Source organism: Pigmentiphaga sp. NML030171, assembly GCF_002188635.1.
Classification (GTDB): domain Bacteria; phylum Pseudomonadota; class Gammaproteobacteria; order Burkholderiales; family Burkholderiaceae_B; genus Pigmentiphaga; species Pigmentiphaga daeguensis.
Window position 1 is genome coordinate 164,389 of the sequence record NZ_NINX01000015.1, and the last position, 13,272, is coordinate 177,660.

The 13,272-nt window shown below is 68.1% G+C and carries 15 protein-coding genes and 1 tRNA gene; 4 read left to right on the top strand and 12 right to left on the bottom strand.

Features of this window, described 5'->3' with window-relative positions; all coding sequences use genetic code 11:
• Window positions 1–2 precede the first annotated feature (2 nt).
• From CDO46_RS03310 to CDO46_RS03330, 5 genes are read right to left on the bottom strand one after another with little or no spacing between them, the layout of a single operon-like run.
• Entirely contained in the window at window positions 3–1,178 is a 1,176-nt protein-coding gene (locus CDO46_RS03310; RefSeq protein WP_087837140.1) for a DUF5624 domain-containing protein, read from the bottom strand.
• Window positions 1,175–2,287 (bottom strand): hypothetical protein, encoded by a 1,113-nt coding sequence (locus tag CDO46_RS03315; protein WP_087837141.1) that lies wholly within the window; start codon window positions 2,285–2,287, stop codon window positions 1,175–1,177. The genes CDO46_RS03310 and CDO46_RS03315 overlap by 4 nt, the downstream gene beginning before the upstream one ends.
• On the bottom strand, window positions 2,284–3,168 hold the full coding sequence (locus CDO46_RS03320) for an amidohydrolase (RefSeq protein WP_243724401.1): 885 nt from the start codon (window positions 3,166–3,168) through the stop codon (window positions 2,284–2,286). Before CDO46_RS03320 ends, CDO46_RS03315 begins: the two co-directional genes overlap by 4 nt.
• A 29-nt stretch (window positions 3,169–3,197) precedes the next feature.
• The gene (locus CDO46_RS03325; protein WP_087837143.1) at window positions 3,198–4,175 is read right to left on the bottom strand and encodes a tripartite tricarboxylate transporter substrate binding protein; all 978 of its coding nucleotides are present in this window, start codon (window positions 4,173–4,175) and stop codon (window positions 3,198–3,200) included.
• A complete protein-coding gene (locus tag CDO46_RS03330; protein ID WP_087837144.1) occupies window positions 4,165–4,989 on the bottom strand; it encodes an HpcH/HpaI aldolase/citrate lyase family protein in 825 nt (274 codons plus the stop codon). Before CDO46_RS03330 ends, CDO46_RS03325 begins: the two co-directional genes overlap by 11 nt.
• A gap of 94 nt (window positions 4,990–5,083) precedes the next feature.
• Between CDO46_RS03330 and CDO46_RS03335 the strand changes: the two genes are divergently transcribed.
• Complete coding sequence (locus CDO46_RS03335) at window positions 5,084–5,974, top strand: LysR substrate-binding domain-containing protein (protein ID WP_087837145.1); 891 nt, start codon at window positions 5,084–5,086, stop codon at window positions 5,972–5,974.
• Between the two features lie 287 nt (window positions 5,975–6,261).
• On the top strand, window positions 6,262–6,456 hold the full coding sequence (locus CDO46_RS03340) for a zinc ribbon domain-containing protein (RefSeq protein WP_087837146.1): 195 nt from the start codon (window positions 6,262–6,264) through the stop codon (window positions 6,454–6,456).
• On the opposite strand, the gene CDO46_RS03345 is transcribed toward CDO46_RS03340, so the two are convergent.
• Window positions 6,453–7,268 (bottom strand): class I SAM-dependent methyltransferase, encoded by an 816-nt coding sequence (locus CDO46_RS03345; protein WP_087837147.1) that lies wholly within the window; start codon window positions 7,266–7,268, stop codon window positions 6,453–6,455. The two genes, CDO46_RS03340 and CDO46_RS03345, sit on opposite strands and share 4 nt — an antisense overlap.
• 206 nt (window positions 7,269–7,474) lie before the next feature.
• Here CDO46_RS03345 and CDO46_RS03350 point away from each other — a divergent pair, with 206 nt between their 5' ends.
• Window positions 7,475–8,728: an Hsp70 family protein gene (locus CDO46_RS03350; RefSeq protein WP_087837148.1), complete on the top strand. Its 1,254-nt coding sequence runs from the start codon at window positions 7,475–7,477 to the stop codon at window positions 8,726–8,728.
• Window positions 8,729–8,743: 15 nt separating this feature from the next.
• On the opposite strand, the gene CDO46_RS03355 is transcribed toward CDO46_RS03350, so the two are convergent.
• Window positions 8,744–9,562: an META and DUF4377 domain-containing protein gene (locus CDO46_RS03355; RefSeq protein ID WP_087837149.1), complete on the bottom strand. Its 819-nt coding sequence runs from the start codon at window positions 9,560–9,562 to the stop codon at window positions 8,744–8,746.
• A gap of 209 nt (window positions 9,563–9,771) precedes the next feature.
• Between CDO46_RS03355 and CDO46_RS03360 the strand changes: the two genes are divergently transcribed.
• Window positions 9,772–10,149 (top strand): ion channel, encoded by a 378-nt coding sequence (locus tag CDO46_RS03360; protein ID WP_254914547.1) that lies wholly within the window; start codon window positions 9,772–9,774, stop codon window positions 10,147–10,149.
• A 21-nt stretch (window positions 10,150–10,170) separates the two neighbouring features.
• Here CDO46_RS03360 and CDO46_RS03365 read toward each other — a convergent pair whose 3' ends face one another.
• From CDO46_RS03365 to CDO46_RS03385, 5 genes are all read right to left on the bottom strand, one after another.
• Window positions 10,171–10,326, bottom strand: a complete 156-nt coding sequence (locus CDO46_RS03365; RefSeq protein ID WP_087837150.1) for a DUF3309 family protein — start codon at window positions 10,324–10,326, stop codon at window positions 10,171–10,173.
• An 80-nt stretch (window positions 10,327–10,406) separates the two neighbouring features.
• Window positions 10,407–11,336, bottom strand: a complete 930-nt coding sequence (locus CDO46_RS03370) for a LytTR family transcriptional regulator DNA-binding domain-containing protein (RefSeq protein WP_254914548.1) — start codon at window positions 11,334–11,336, stop codon at window positions 10,407–10,409.
• A gap of 18 nt (window positions 11,337–11,354) precedes the next feature.
• The gene (locus CDO46_RS03375) at window positions 11,355–12,386 is read right to left on the bottom strand and encodes a serine hydrolase (protein WP_087837151.1); all 1,032 of its coding nucleotides are present in this window, start codon (window positions 12,384–12,386) and stop codon (window positions 11,355–11,357) included.
• 211 nt (window positions 12,387–12,597) lie between these two features.
• Window positions 12,598–13,041: a hypothetical protein gene (locus CDO46_RS03380; protein ID WP_087837152.1), complete on the bottom strand. Its 444-nt coding sequence runs from the start codon at window positions 13,039–13,041 to the stop codon at window positions 12,598–12,600.
• A gap of 139 nt (window positions 13,042–13,180) precedes the next feature.
• A tRNA-Asp gene (locus CDO46_RS03385) sits at window positions 13,181–13,257 on the bottom strand.
• Window positions 13,258–13,272 lie beyond the last annotated feature (15 nt).

Sequence of the window (13,272 nt, forward strand, 5' to 3'; positions counted from 1 at the left end):
GTCTAATAGGCGCAGCCGTCCAGCCCCGGCACGACGACCCGCGCCGGATCGTTGTCGTGGGCCTGCAACTGGTCGACCGCGTAGTCGGCCACACACCCCGACAACAATTGCCGGGGGTCTTCCAGCACCACGCGCAAGCGCGTGTTCATCGCCCACCAGTCGTCGGGCCCGGCGATCGCCGGCAGCTCGGCCACCTCGGTGGTCTCGGGCGTCAGGCGGGGATGCGCGGCCGCCGCCGGCGCGAAGCGCGGATAGCCGTCGTACATCAGCGGCCCCAGGTCGCTGACCGTGCGCGTGCGCGACCACAACTGCCGCAGCGGCGACTCGAACGCGCGCGCCGCCGCGACGGCCTGCTCCGGATCGGCCGGCAGTTCCGGGCTGGGCACGTGGGGGGCGATCAGCACGCGCTCGAGCGGCAGCCGGTAGCGCGAGGCCGCGCGTATCGATGCGCACACCGAATTGGAGGTCCACGTGACGCCGGCGGTGGGCCTGCCCTGCTTGCCGACGATCAGCGCCATGCTGCGGTCCCAGTCGATATCGTGCCGGTCGAACCAGCCGATGATGCGATGGCCGGTGTCCAGTCCAACCAGGAAGAAGGTCGCGATCATGACGGCGTTCATGGGCACGGTCGCACCTATGGCGCCGCCCTTGGCCTCGAGATACTGCTCGCGCATGTCCCGGGCGGTGAAGCAGGACGGCTCGCGCAGCGCGCGCTCAAGGTAGCGCAGCGTCATGGCGCACGCGTAGTCCACCATGCCGGCGATGGCCTGCTCGCGCCCCCGGTACGCCGCCACCGCGATCTCGTCGCGCCACAGTGCCGCCGAGTTGGCGGCCCGGACCGCGCGGGTCGCGTCCATCATGCGCCGCGCCTCGCCCTGCCACGCCTGGCCGTCGGGATCCAGCTCCCGCATCTTCAGCAGCGACGCCACGGCCGGCCCCAGGTGGGAGACGGCGGCCAATTCCTTGAAACCCCGGTTGAACAGGCGATAGCCCTGGACTTCGGGAGCGCGCCCGGCGCCCGGATACAACACGATGTCGGTGCTGGTGGCGACGATCAGCGGATCCCCCGCCAGGGCGGCGCCCATCATGGCGGCCAGCTTGGCGCCCAGGCTGTCGGCCGCGGCCGTGTAGGTTTCATACAGGCGCAGGAAATCCGGATTCTGGTAGGCGGGATTCATGTCGTTTCCTTTCCATCGCCGCCCGGCACGGCCGGGTCGAGCTCGTAGATGCGGGTCGGCGTGCGAAAGCGCACCTGCGGCGACAGGCTGTTCGCCACCACGAGATAACGTTTGCCATCGTGGCGGAAATACGCCGCGTCGGTAGCGCCGTGGGTGGGGAACGACATGGCGGGAACCAGCCTGTCGTCGGCGAACCGGTAGATGACCGACTCCAGGTCGGTGATGGGCGCCTCGCGGGTGCCGCGCAGGAAATTCACTACTACCAGCGCCTGTATGTCGTCCAGCCATGCAAACTCCCTGCCGCCGGGGCCTGAGACCGTCTGGTGCGGCACGAAGCGGCCGTCCGACCACCTGTACAGCAGCGTGTCGCCGAGCAGATTGCAGAAGGCCAGCCAATGCCGCCCTCGCGTCTCGAAATGGCAGAAGGCGCGCCCGCTGTTGCCGTCCAGGTCCTGGAAGTGCTCGAACGACGAGCCGTTCCAGCGCAGCAGCCGTGACGGCCGGACATGGTCGGCATAGGCCAGCAGCCGGTGTCCGTCGACGTCGATATCGGCCCAGTTGTAGCCCCAGGCGGAGTCGATGTGCTGAAAGGGCGAGAAATCCCGGCCAGTCCATTCATACAGGGTCGACATGTCCTGCCGGGCCGGCGTCTCTCCCGGCGCAGCCACGCACTGGGCCAGCGCCAGAAAGTGGCGAGTTCCGACCGCGAGGTACTTCCATTGCTTGGCCGCGAAGCTCGGTACCTGCTGCAAAGGCAGGAAACGTCCGGCGTGCAGTTCGAAGATGGTCGATCCCGGGCGCATGTCGTAGGGGCCGGCGCCGTGGCGAAGGCTGGCCACGGCCAGGAAAGCGCGTTCGCCGATGCGGAAGAACTCCGCGTCCTCGCCGCCCGGGGCGTCCAGGGCCGCGTCCGGCACGAAGCGGCCGCCTTCCCAACGGTAGATCAGCGTCTGCGTATCGCTGTTCCCCGCCGTCATGTCGGCGGGCGTTCCTTCGACGTCGCGCGCCAATTGCGGCACGGCCAGGTAGCGCGCCCCCTCGTGCTCGAACGTGGCCGCGGCCCGTGCTCCCGACGTATCCAGTTCCTGGATGCAACGCAGGCCGATCATGGCCGCCTCGCCTCGGGAAAGCCGAACAGCCTGGCGGGATTCTCGACCAGGATGCGTTTTCGCCCCTCCGGCTCGGGCACCCAGTCCGCCAGCAGGTTCAGCAGATTGCCCGTATCCAGGGCGCCGTCGGGAATATGCGGCCAGTCGCTGCCCCAGATCACGCGATCGGGCAGGGTCTCGACGATGGCGCGGGCCAAGGGCCGCAGCCGGACATAGTTCCTGTCCTTGGCCAGGCGATAGGGACCGGACAGCTTGAACCAGCCGCGCCCCTCGTGCGCCGCCCGCAGCAGGCGGTCGAAATCCTCGCGGGTCAGGCCGTCGGTCTCCAGCATGTAGCCCATGTGATCGATGACGAAATCGGCCCCGATCGACGGCAGGAACGGAATCAGGTCGCGCACCACCCATCCCGGGGTATAGAACTGCACGTGCCAGCCCAGGCGCGAGGCGCGGCTCACGCTGCGTTCGATGTAGGCCCGCAGTTCCCGGCCCGGCAATTGGGCGCGCAGGAAGAGATCCAGCCTGAGCGCGCGGACGCCCCGTTCGTGCATGCGCGCCAGCGTCTCCTGATCGACGTCGTCGTCGACCATGGCCACGCCGCGCGCGTGACCGCCGCAGCGGTCCAGCGCATCCAGCATGCAGCGGTTGTCGGTGCCGTAGTAGCTGGGCTGCACGATCACGTAGCGCTCCACCCCCAGTGCATCCAGCGCGCCCTCCAGCTTCGATTGTTCGCCGTCGGGCAGCGTGTAGTGGGGATGCGGGACGCGCGGATACCGGTCGGCCGGCCCGAAGACGTGCACGTGGGCATCGCAGGCCCCCGGGGGCACCTCGAAACGGGGGCGCTCCAGCGTGGAAGGCGCGCGCATGGGCGTGGAAGTCAGCATGGAATCTGTCATGGCAGGACCGTGGTGTATCAATCGAGATGGACGCGCCCGCTCGCGGCGACGCGCCGGTTACGGACCAGTTCGGAAGAAATCGCCTCGCGCATCGCGGCAGGATCGTAGGCCTGGAGCTCGAATCCCTGGCCTTCAAGGGAAAGACGCAGCCCCGGTTCGGCCATTGCTTCGCGCAACGCGCGTCCGACCGCCTCCTGCTGGGCCGCGGGCGCCCCCGCCGGCATGACCAGGCCCACCCACGAGCGATAGCTGTAGTCGGTCAGCGCGGGCAGTCCCGATTCGGCGTAGGTCGGCACCTCGGGCAGCAGGTCCCAGCGCTGCGCGCCCGTCGCCGCCAGCGCGCGTACCCGGCCGCTGCGCACATAGGGCACGATGGGTGCCGTGACGTAGACCATCATGTCGACTTCGCCGGCCACGAGCGCGTTCATGGCCTGCGCCTCGCCCTTGTACGGCACGTGCCGCGCGGCGATCCCCAGCGCCTGCAGCAGTTCCTCGCTTTGCAGGTGCAGGCTGGTGCCGACGCCGAAGGACCCGTAGGTCAGCCCGTCGGGATGGGCCTTTGCATGTTCGACCAGTCCCGCCAGATCCGCCACCGGCAATCCCGCACGGACGGCCAGCACTCCCGAGTTCGCCGCCACGATGGCCAGCGGCGTGAAATCCTTCAACGGGTCGTAGCCGACGGCGCGGTCCACCACCGGGTTCACAGTCAGGATGGACGGCGACACCGCCAGCAGCGTCTGGCCATCCCGCGGGGCTCGCAGCGCGGCCTGGGCGCCGATCTTGCCCGCCGCGCCCTGGCGGTTCTCGACCACCACCGGGACCTCCAGACGCGGTTGCAGGTACTGGGCAACCACCCGCGCCACACGGTCGATCGGTCCGCCGGGCGGCGTCGGCACCACGATGGTGAGCGCGCGCTGGGCGTGGGCCGGCGGGATCCCCGCCATCAATACGGCAGCCAGGGCCAGCGCCCCGCGCCAGCAGCGGTCACGTCGCATCGCCGGCCCCCACACAAGCCAGGGCCTGGACGACGCGCTCGCGCATTGCCGCGGCCAGCAGGTCGCTGTCTATGCCCGTCATCATGAACGGCGCGGCGCCGCGTTCGATCAGGTCCGCCACATAACGAACGTCGGCAACCCCTCCGATGACCAGCGGCTTGCCCGCCCGCAGGCACGCGCGCAGGGCCGCCTCGTGCGCCTCGCGCACGCGGGGATGGGTGGCCTCGCCGGGCACGCCCAGTTCGGCGCTCAGGTCATTGGTGCCGATGGCCACCAGATCCACGCCGGGTACGCTGGCGATGGCCTCGGCATTCTCGATCCCGAGCGGGCTCTCCAACAGCACCTTGACGAGGGTGGCGCGGTTGGCGGTGGCATAGAGTTCCGCCGCCGGCACCCGGCGGAATCCGACGCAGGGCAGCGTCGCGATGGCCGACCGGTGTCCCTGGGGCGGGAATCGGCAGGCGGCCACCAGGTCCGCGGCCTGCCCGGCCGTTTCGACCCGGGGGAAAATGATGCCCGAGGCCCCCGCATCCAGCAGCCGTCCCACGACGCCATATTCGCGCTCGGGCACCCTGACCAGCGCCGCCATCCCCAGATCTGCCGCGGTGCCGCACAACGCGCCCGCCACATCCACGGGCATGGTGCTGTGCTCCAGGTCCACCCAGACCGCGTGGTGTCCCGTGGCCCTGGCCCACCGCACGACATCGGGCGTACGCGCGCATCGCAGGCCCAGCGCCGCCACCGGCAGCCGGCGAACCAGCCGGTCGATGACGGGATGGACGGCGTCTGTCCGCGAGTTGTCTCGTTGATCCATTATCTGTTCTCGCCTCCTCGATGCCCCGCATCCTAAGCCTCCTTTTTTATATTCTGAAATACAATTTGAATGAGGCTTTCGATATCCTAAAGATATGATCGAGCTACGCCACCTGCGCTACTTCATCGCCGTCGCGGAAGAACTCAACTTCACGCGCGCCGCCCAGCGGCTGCACATGGCGCAGCCGCCGCTCAGCATCCAGATCCGCGCGCTGGAAGAAGAACTCGAGGTGCAATTGTTCGAACGCGACAAGCGGCGCGTGGCGCTGACCCAGGCGGGGCGGCATTTCCTTGAGCGCGCCCGCGGCATCCTGCGCGAGGTCGAGGATGCGAAAGGAGAAGCCCGAAGCGCCGCCTCGGGCGAGATCGGCGCCATTTCGCTGGGCTATACCGCGTCGTCGATGCTGTCCTCGCTGCCGTCCATCCTGCGGGATTTCCAGCTCGCCCATCCCCAGGTGCACATGAACCTGCACGAGATGACCTCGGTCGATCAGCTCGATGCCGTCAACGCGCGCACGCTGGACCTGGCCATACTCCGGCATCCCGGGGTGGAGATCCCGGCGGGCATCGCCATCGAGGAATGGCTGCGCTCGCCGCTCGTTGCGGCTATCCCCGCCGGCCATCCTCTGGCGGCCGCCCCGCTCCACATACGCGACCTGCGCGACCATCCGCTGGTCATGTATCCGCGCCAGGCAGGCATAGGTTTGTATTGGAAGGTGCAGGACCTGTGCGCGAAAGCCGGATTCCGGCCGCGCATGGTCCAGGAAGCCCGCGAAGCCTCCACCATCATCGGGCTGGTCGCGGCCGGCGTGGGCATCGCCATCGTGCCATCGCACACCCGCTGCATCGCCCTCGGTGGAGTGATCTACCAGCGTATCCTGGACAAGGACGCGGTATCGCCGCTGCACCTGGCCTACCGCACGGCCGATCAGGGCGTTCACCTGCGCAAGTTACTTGTCCAACTGCGCGCGCGCCGGAAAATGTAACTCGGCCATCATGACCGGCCATGCTCCCGCCATGTGTATCCGTTCGCTAGCAAGCGAGCTGTTCGTCCTCGGCCACACGGCCTTCGTTCCGGGTTTCCCCGGAAGCTCCATCCCTCATTCAGCCACTGTTCAGGCGCCTTTGTTGCTCCCGGAGCAATTTCCCCCGCCCGCTCGACGCGCTTTTCGCAGAAAAAAGAAATGGGCTCTTTCTAACAATTGAGACATCCTGCAAACTTCCGATAACACACGCCCCCTATACTCGTTCGCGCAATTACAACGGGAAAAGCATGATTGTTTTCATTGCCATCATCGCTGCCATCTGCGTAGGGGTCATCGTGGTCAAGGCTCGCCAACGGGCGAAGGCTCGCGAGATCGCCCGCGAAAGGCATGGCAAGCAGTGCCCGAGCTGCGGCAAGTACGTGCATCCCGCCGCCGCTATTTGCAAGCACTGCTACGCCCGGCTGCCGGCGTCCAAGACCTAGGGTTTGCGGAATTTCAACAGGAAGCCATCGGCCTCTCCGATCGCGGCGTAGCGTTCGCGATCCTTGTCGCCCAGCCGGAAGGTAGGCGGCAGCGTCCACACCCCCGCCGGATGATCCTTGGTATCCCTGGGATTGGCCAGCGCCTCCGAGCTGCCGACGAAGACGAAGCCGGCCTGCCGGGCGAGCTGGATCGCGTAATCCTGCCGTACGTAGCCATCGGCGGCGCGCGGGTCCTGGGGCTTGTCGGTCCGGCCGCGGTGGGCCTCGATGCCCAGGATGCCGCCGGGTTTGAGGGCGCGGTAGAAGGCGGCCATCACCTCTTCGGCGTAACCGTCGTTCATCCAGTTGTGCAGGTTGCGGAAGGTCAGCACGATGTCGGCGCTGCCCGGCGGGGCGATGTCGTAGCGCCCCTTGCCGAAGGCCGTCACCCGGACCCGGTCGTACCAGGCCGGATTAGCATCCAGCTTGGCGCGGAAATTCCGGTAGTACTCCTGGTAGTAGGCGCGCCCCCCGCCGTCCTGCGGATACTGGGCGGCGTAGTAGGTGCCGCGCGGCTTCAGGTACGGCGCCAGGATCTCGGTCCAGTAGCCGGCCCCGGGCGAGATCTCGACCACGGTGGCGTCCGGCCGCAGCTCGAAGAAGTGCAGGACCTCGTAAGGCTTGCGCGCGGCGTCCCGGGCGACGAAGGCCGGCGTGCGCGCCGGACTGGCGATGGCCTGCTTCAACGCGGTGTCCTCGCCGACCGGCGCGACGGCGCACCCCGCGCCGACCAGCGACACGCCAACGACCGCGACCAAGGCTTTGAATGACATGCGAAAGGCTCCCATGGAGAAGGACCCTGCACCGGTGTCGGTGCGGTCCGTGGCTGCGCATACAATGACGCCGTTCCCCGTTTTAACACCGGCCCGCCCAGGCGGGCCATGCCCAGACCGCATATCGATCTGCGTTTCCCGTCGCGTCCCGTCCACGGCCGGAAAGCAGACCCCATCGGGGCGCGGCGCCTTTTTCCTTTCCCTCCATGATCTCAAACGCATGCGGCGTCGATTTCGGGACGTCCAACTCCACTGTCGGCTGGCACCGGCCCGCCGCTCCCTCCCTGCTGCCGCTGGAAGACGGGCAGCCCACCTTTCCCTCGGCGGTCTTCTTCCACGCCGAGGACATCGAGACCAGCTTCGGCCGCGCGGCGGTCCGGGATTACCTGGAAGGCTATGACGGCCGGTTGATGCGGGCGCTGAAAAGCCTGCTGGGCACGCCGCTCATGGAAGGCCACACCGAGGTCCAGGGCCGGGCGCTGCCCTTCCGCCTGCTGCTCTCGCATTTCATCGGAGAACTCAAGCGGCGCGCCGAGCACGCGGCCGGCAGGACTTTCGACCAGGCGGTGTTCGGCCGCCCCGTCTTCTTCGTCGACGACGATCCGCGCGCGGACGCCAAGGCGCAGGAGACCCTGGCGGAGATCGCCCGCGAGGTAGGCTTCCGCCACGTCGAATTCCAATACGAGCCGATGGCGGCAGCCTTCGACTACGAATCGCAGATCGCCGGCGAGGAACTGGTCCTGGTGGTGGACATCGGGGGCGGCACGTCGGACTTCACGCTGATACGCCTGAATCCCGCGCGCGCAGCCGCCGCCGAGCGGCGCGAGGACATCCTCGCCAACGGCGGCGTCCACATCGGCGGCACCGACTTCGACAAGTACCTGAGCCTGCGCACCGTGATGCCGCTGCTGGGCCTGGGCAGCCGCCTGACCAGCGGCAAGGAGATGCCCTCGACGCCCTACTTCAACCTGGCATCGTGGCACACCATCAACCAGGTCTATGCCCGCAAGTCGGCCACCATGCTGGCCGAACTGTTCCACGAATCGGCCGAGAAGGACAAACTCGCCCGGCTGCTGGAACTGGTCAAGGAGCGCGCCGGCCACTGGGTGGCTTTCCAGGTCGAGGAAGCGAAGATCGCGCTGGCCGCCGCGCCCGAGGCCCGGATGGACCTGGGCCGCGTCGAGCCCGGTTTGATCCAGGTGGCGACGCGCGCCGACCTGGATGCCGCCATCGAACACCTGGTGGACCGGATAGGCAGGACGATCGCCGAGCTGCTGGACACCGCCGGCATCGCCGCGCGGGCGGTCGATACGGTGTTCTTCACGGGGGGATCAAGCAGCGTACCGCTGCTGCGCAACCGGGTCGCCTCGCTGCTGCCCGCGGCGCGCGCGGTCCAGGGAGACACGTTCGGCAGCATAGGAACGGGCCTGGCCCTGGACGCCGCGCGGCGCCTGGGGTGAGACGCCGGCCGGGGCTCAGCGCCCCGAGACCTGCTCGCTTTCCACGGTCATGTCGAGCACGTAGGCGTAGCGGGAGGCGTCCGCCGGCGGATTGGCGAGGGTGTAGCGCTTGATACGCAGCACGTTGCGCACGCCGGCCGTATGGGTATAGCCCTGGATGTTGCCGTAGAAGGCTTCCCAGTCGCCATAGCCCTGCTTGACGCCGGCGGCGTCGTAGCTGACCGTGCGCACCCGCATGCATTTCATGTTCGGGATGAGGGGATGGCTGCAGGGAACCAGGTCCGGCGCCACCTCCAGGAACATGGTCTCGCCCGCCGACCCGTAGCGCGTCTCGTCGGTGGGCGTGCCGGCCAGCCGCCATTGGCTGCCGTCGGCGAAGGTGAGTTTCAGGGCGGGCTGCGCCCCCGCCTCGGGCCGCGCGGCGCCACCCAGGATCTCCCAGCCCGACACCGTCGGCAGCCGCTCGGCCACATCCCGTTCGTACTTCATCAAGGCCTGGTCCGGGCACATGCGCAAGGTGCCGGCCATCTGCGTGATGGTCATCCGCGCGCCATCCACGCGGTAGCCGCCGCCCAGCATGTTGCACAGCCCGGCCACGGAAACGCGCTCCCCGGCGAAGGTCAGTTGCAGCGCCTGGCCACCGTGGGTGTTTACCGCATCCGGCTGGGGCGCGCCGGTCGCGTTCAGCGCCTGTTGCAGGCGCCAGTGATAGGCCGCCAGGATCGAGGCATCGGTCTTGGCGCCGGAGCCGCCCGCCGCGCCGCCCTGCTGGGCACAGGCCGCCAGCCCCTGCACCACGACCGCCGCGAGCAGGATTTTCCAGGTCCGTTTCATGGACGTTCTCCTTCTTCTTGAGGCCATCAAGCGTAGCATTCCACGGCGCCCAGGCGCGCGGCGGCCCGCCGGGGAGTGCTACAACTGCAATAATCGCCCCATACCCGCAACAAGTCCTGACAAAGAAACGATGCCGGCGCACTATTTCATGGCCATCGGCCTGACCGTGGTCTTCTCCATCGGTTACCGTCGCCCTGCACTACGAAGCCTTGCGCTTCATTTCCTCCATCCATCCGCGGCGCTGGAGCGGGCGGGCGAACATAGGCGTGCTGATCTGCGCCATCATCGCCGCCCATTGTCTGGAGGGCATGCTGTTCGGGGCCGGCTACTGGATAGGCGCGGAATGGCTGGGGCTGGGGCACCTGACCGGCGCGGCCAGCGCGGGCCCCCTGGCCTACATCTACTTCGGACTGGAAACCTTCACCACCCAGAGCCTGGGCGACATCTTTCCCACCGGGCCGCTGCGTCTGCTGGCCTCGGTGGAACCCCTGGTGGGCCTGATCCTGATCGGCTGGTCCACTTCGTTCACGTTCATTCTCATGCGGCGCAACTGGCGCGAGCGCCAGGACGGCGAAAACCGCCGCTGAGCGCCCCCGCGCGCCCCGGGCCTATATCCTTCCCATCAACAGCAGGACGATCAGCACGACCAGGATTACCCCGATGATGCCCGAGGGCCCGTATCCCCAACTGGCAGCATGGGGCCATGCGGGAAAGGCGCCGATCAGCGCCAGCAGCAGGATGATCAGAATTATTGTGGTGAGCATGGCGTTCTCCTCGATAGCGAAGGAAGCGGCCTTGGCAAGGCCTGCCTGCCCCTCAGCAAGATGCGCGCCCGCCCTCGGCTTCAGACCCCCAGCCTGGCGCGCAGCGCCTGGCGATAGGGCCGCGACACCGACCAGGGTTGGCCCAGGCCGCGCAACTGGACGGTCCACGGCATCGAAGCGCCCCGCTCCAGCGCCTTGACGTGCCCCAGGTTGACCAGCGCCGTACGGTGGATGCGCATGAAGCTCTCCTGTGGCAGCAGCTCTGCCCAGGCGGACAAGGGCCGCATGTCCTTGACCGAGCCCCCGCCCGCCAGCCAGATCAGGGAATAATCGCGCGCCGAGCGCACGCCCAGGATGTCCGCCGGGGCCAGTCCGCGGGTTCCGTGCCCCAGCCGCAGGTAAAGCAGGGGCTCGTAGAGCTGCGCGCGCGCCCGGCTGCGCTCGGTTTCCGTGCCGCCATAGCGGGCCTGCGCGATCAGGTCCGCGCACAGGAACAGGCCCAGCGCCTGCGCCGGCTGCCAGCGCACCGGCGCGCGCGTCGCATCGAAGCCTATGCAGGCGCGCAGGCGGCCTTCATGGAACACAGGCACGCTCAGCACGCTGCGATCCTGCTGGCGCAGCATTTCCGCCTGTACCGACCTTGCCGCGCGCGGCATGCGCGCCACGTCATGGATCATGACGGCGCGCCGCTGGTTCAGGGCGCGATGCAGCCACGCGATCATCGTGACCGGCGCATCCTGGAGATCGCTCACATGGGAGGTGATGCCGGACCGGCACCACTCATGGGTGTTGCGAAAGCGCAGGGCGCGCGCATCGTATTCGAACATCCATGCGCGATCGACCTGCGCCAGCGTTCCCAGCGCCTGCAGGGCAAGAAAGATGGCCTCGTCCTGGGGCCGGCTCATCAGTGCCAGGGCAACCTGGTGGACCCAGGCCCCCAGCGCCGGAGCCGACGCGCACTGGTCGCGCTCCAGGGTCTCGAACGGCGCGTCGCTGTCCATGCTGTCCATGGCTGGCCTCTTGCGGCGCTATTTGCGGATGGCGTCCACGCACGCCTGCAACACCGGGCGCACGGCCTTCACGAACGCCTGGAAAGGCGCGCCCGTGCTAGTTTCCGGACCGCGCCAGTTGTAGGTGAAGCAGAACGTGACCGGCACCCGGTCGACGATCATCTGGCCGGGAAAGCTGATGGTGTGGAAGTCCAGCCAATCGATGCTGCCTCCCTTGCCATACGCAATGATGTCCGCCGGCACCACCAGCGAGATCGCGTCGGCCATCGCCAGTATCCGCTTGTATTCCGTCAGGGTCGCCGGCTGGGTGAAGAACTTGCCCGACAGCGATTGCCGGTACCACGCCACCAGCTCGGTGGCCGTGCTGAGCATCGACTGCCTGTCGTTGATCGCCTGCCGCGCGTTCGGCAGCGAAGGCTGCGCCAGCTCCGCCATCAAGGCCTCCCAGCCCAGGTCCACGCCGTCGGGCGCCCCGGCCAGGTACGAGAACAGGCGGCGCGTCGAATCCGGGATCCGCGTATGCGTCAGCCCCGCCCGGGCGATCAGTTGCCGCACCCGGTCCGCCCCCACCGCGGCATAGGCCATGTCGGTGGCGGTGTTGTCGCTGTGGGCGATCATCGCCTCCAGCGCGTACTTGGCGGGCAGCGTGCCGTTCAGGTCGACGAATACAGGGCTGCCGGGCGAGCGGACCCCGTCGTCGATGGTCTGCGGCATGTTCCCGGAAATGCCGTTGTACGACGTTTCCGCATCGATCACGAACTGGCCCAGGATGAAGGTCTTGATCGCGCTGCCGATGAACAGTTGCCGGTCGGGGTTGTAGCTTGCGCTCCAGGAAGCATTGGGAACGTCGGCCCGCACCAGGCAGTGCGTGCCTTCGGGCGCCAGCGCGCCAAAATCGGCCACCGCCTTGAGAACCGCGTCGCTGGCATTGCCCTCGGCGGCCTGGGCATCGCCCCCGCACGCGGCCACGGCCTGCACGGCCAGCGCCGACGCGGTGAACTTGAAAAGCCTGCGGCGCTGCTGATCGGCCGGGTCGACGGGGAATTGCATGGTCGGGGACACTCCGCTGGTTGACGCCCGCTCACGCGCGGCCCGCCACCCCGGCAGCCGTCATGCGGAGCACGCATGGACGTCGCGGATGTTGGAAGTCGGTGTGGGAATTGTCAATCAGGAACGATCAATCGACGTTATTCGCCGACGAATCGACATACGCCCCCGCCGTCAGCCGGCGCCAGCGAAGGCTGGCGCCGGCTGCCGCGACTCATCGCCGCATCGAACCTCCCGACGACGCGCCGTTGTCAGGCGAAGGAACCGGCTTGCCCGACGCGCCCGAGGACGGTCCCATGTCGGTCCGGGATTCCCGGTCGTTGCCGCCCGGCCGGGTGCGGTCGCCCGAAGGCTGAGCCGCATCCGAGCCGCTGCGGCCGGCGGGCAAGGGCTTGCCCGAGGCCCCGCTGGAGGGCCCCATGTCGCTGCGGCTTCCGTGCTCGACGGGCCCGGTCCGCTTGGTGGATTCGGGCTGCGGGCTGTTCTTCCCCTGGTCCGCGGGCAGGGGCTTGCCGGACGAGCCGGTCGACGGCCCCATGTCGGTCCTGGCATCCTGGCTCGTCCGGTCGGGCGAACTCGTCTGCGCGATGGCGAACGGCGTGGCAGCCGCCAGCAGGACGGCGAGCAGCGTGTTGCGAGTGGTACTCGAGCATTTCATGGCGTCACCTCTTTGGTTTTGGATATGAACCCGGGCTGCCGCAAAACGCGTACCCGGCTTCGCGAGGCGGCGAATGCCATGTCGAACGCCCAAACAAAAAGGGCTAGTGGCTGCTGGCGCACTAACCCTTGGAATTCCTTGGCGGAGCGGACGGGACTCGAACCCGCGACCCCCGGCGTGACAGGCCGGTATTCTAACCAACTGAACTACCGCTCCGCAGCGGCGTTTTTA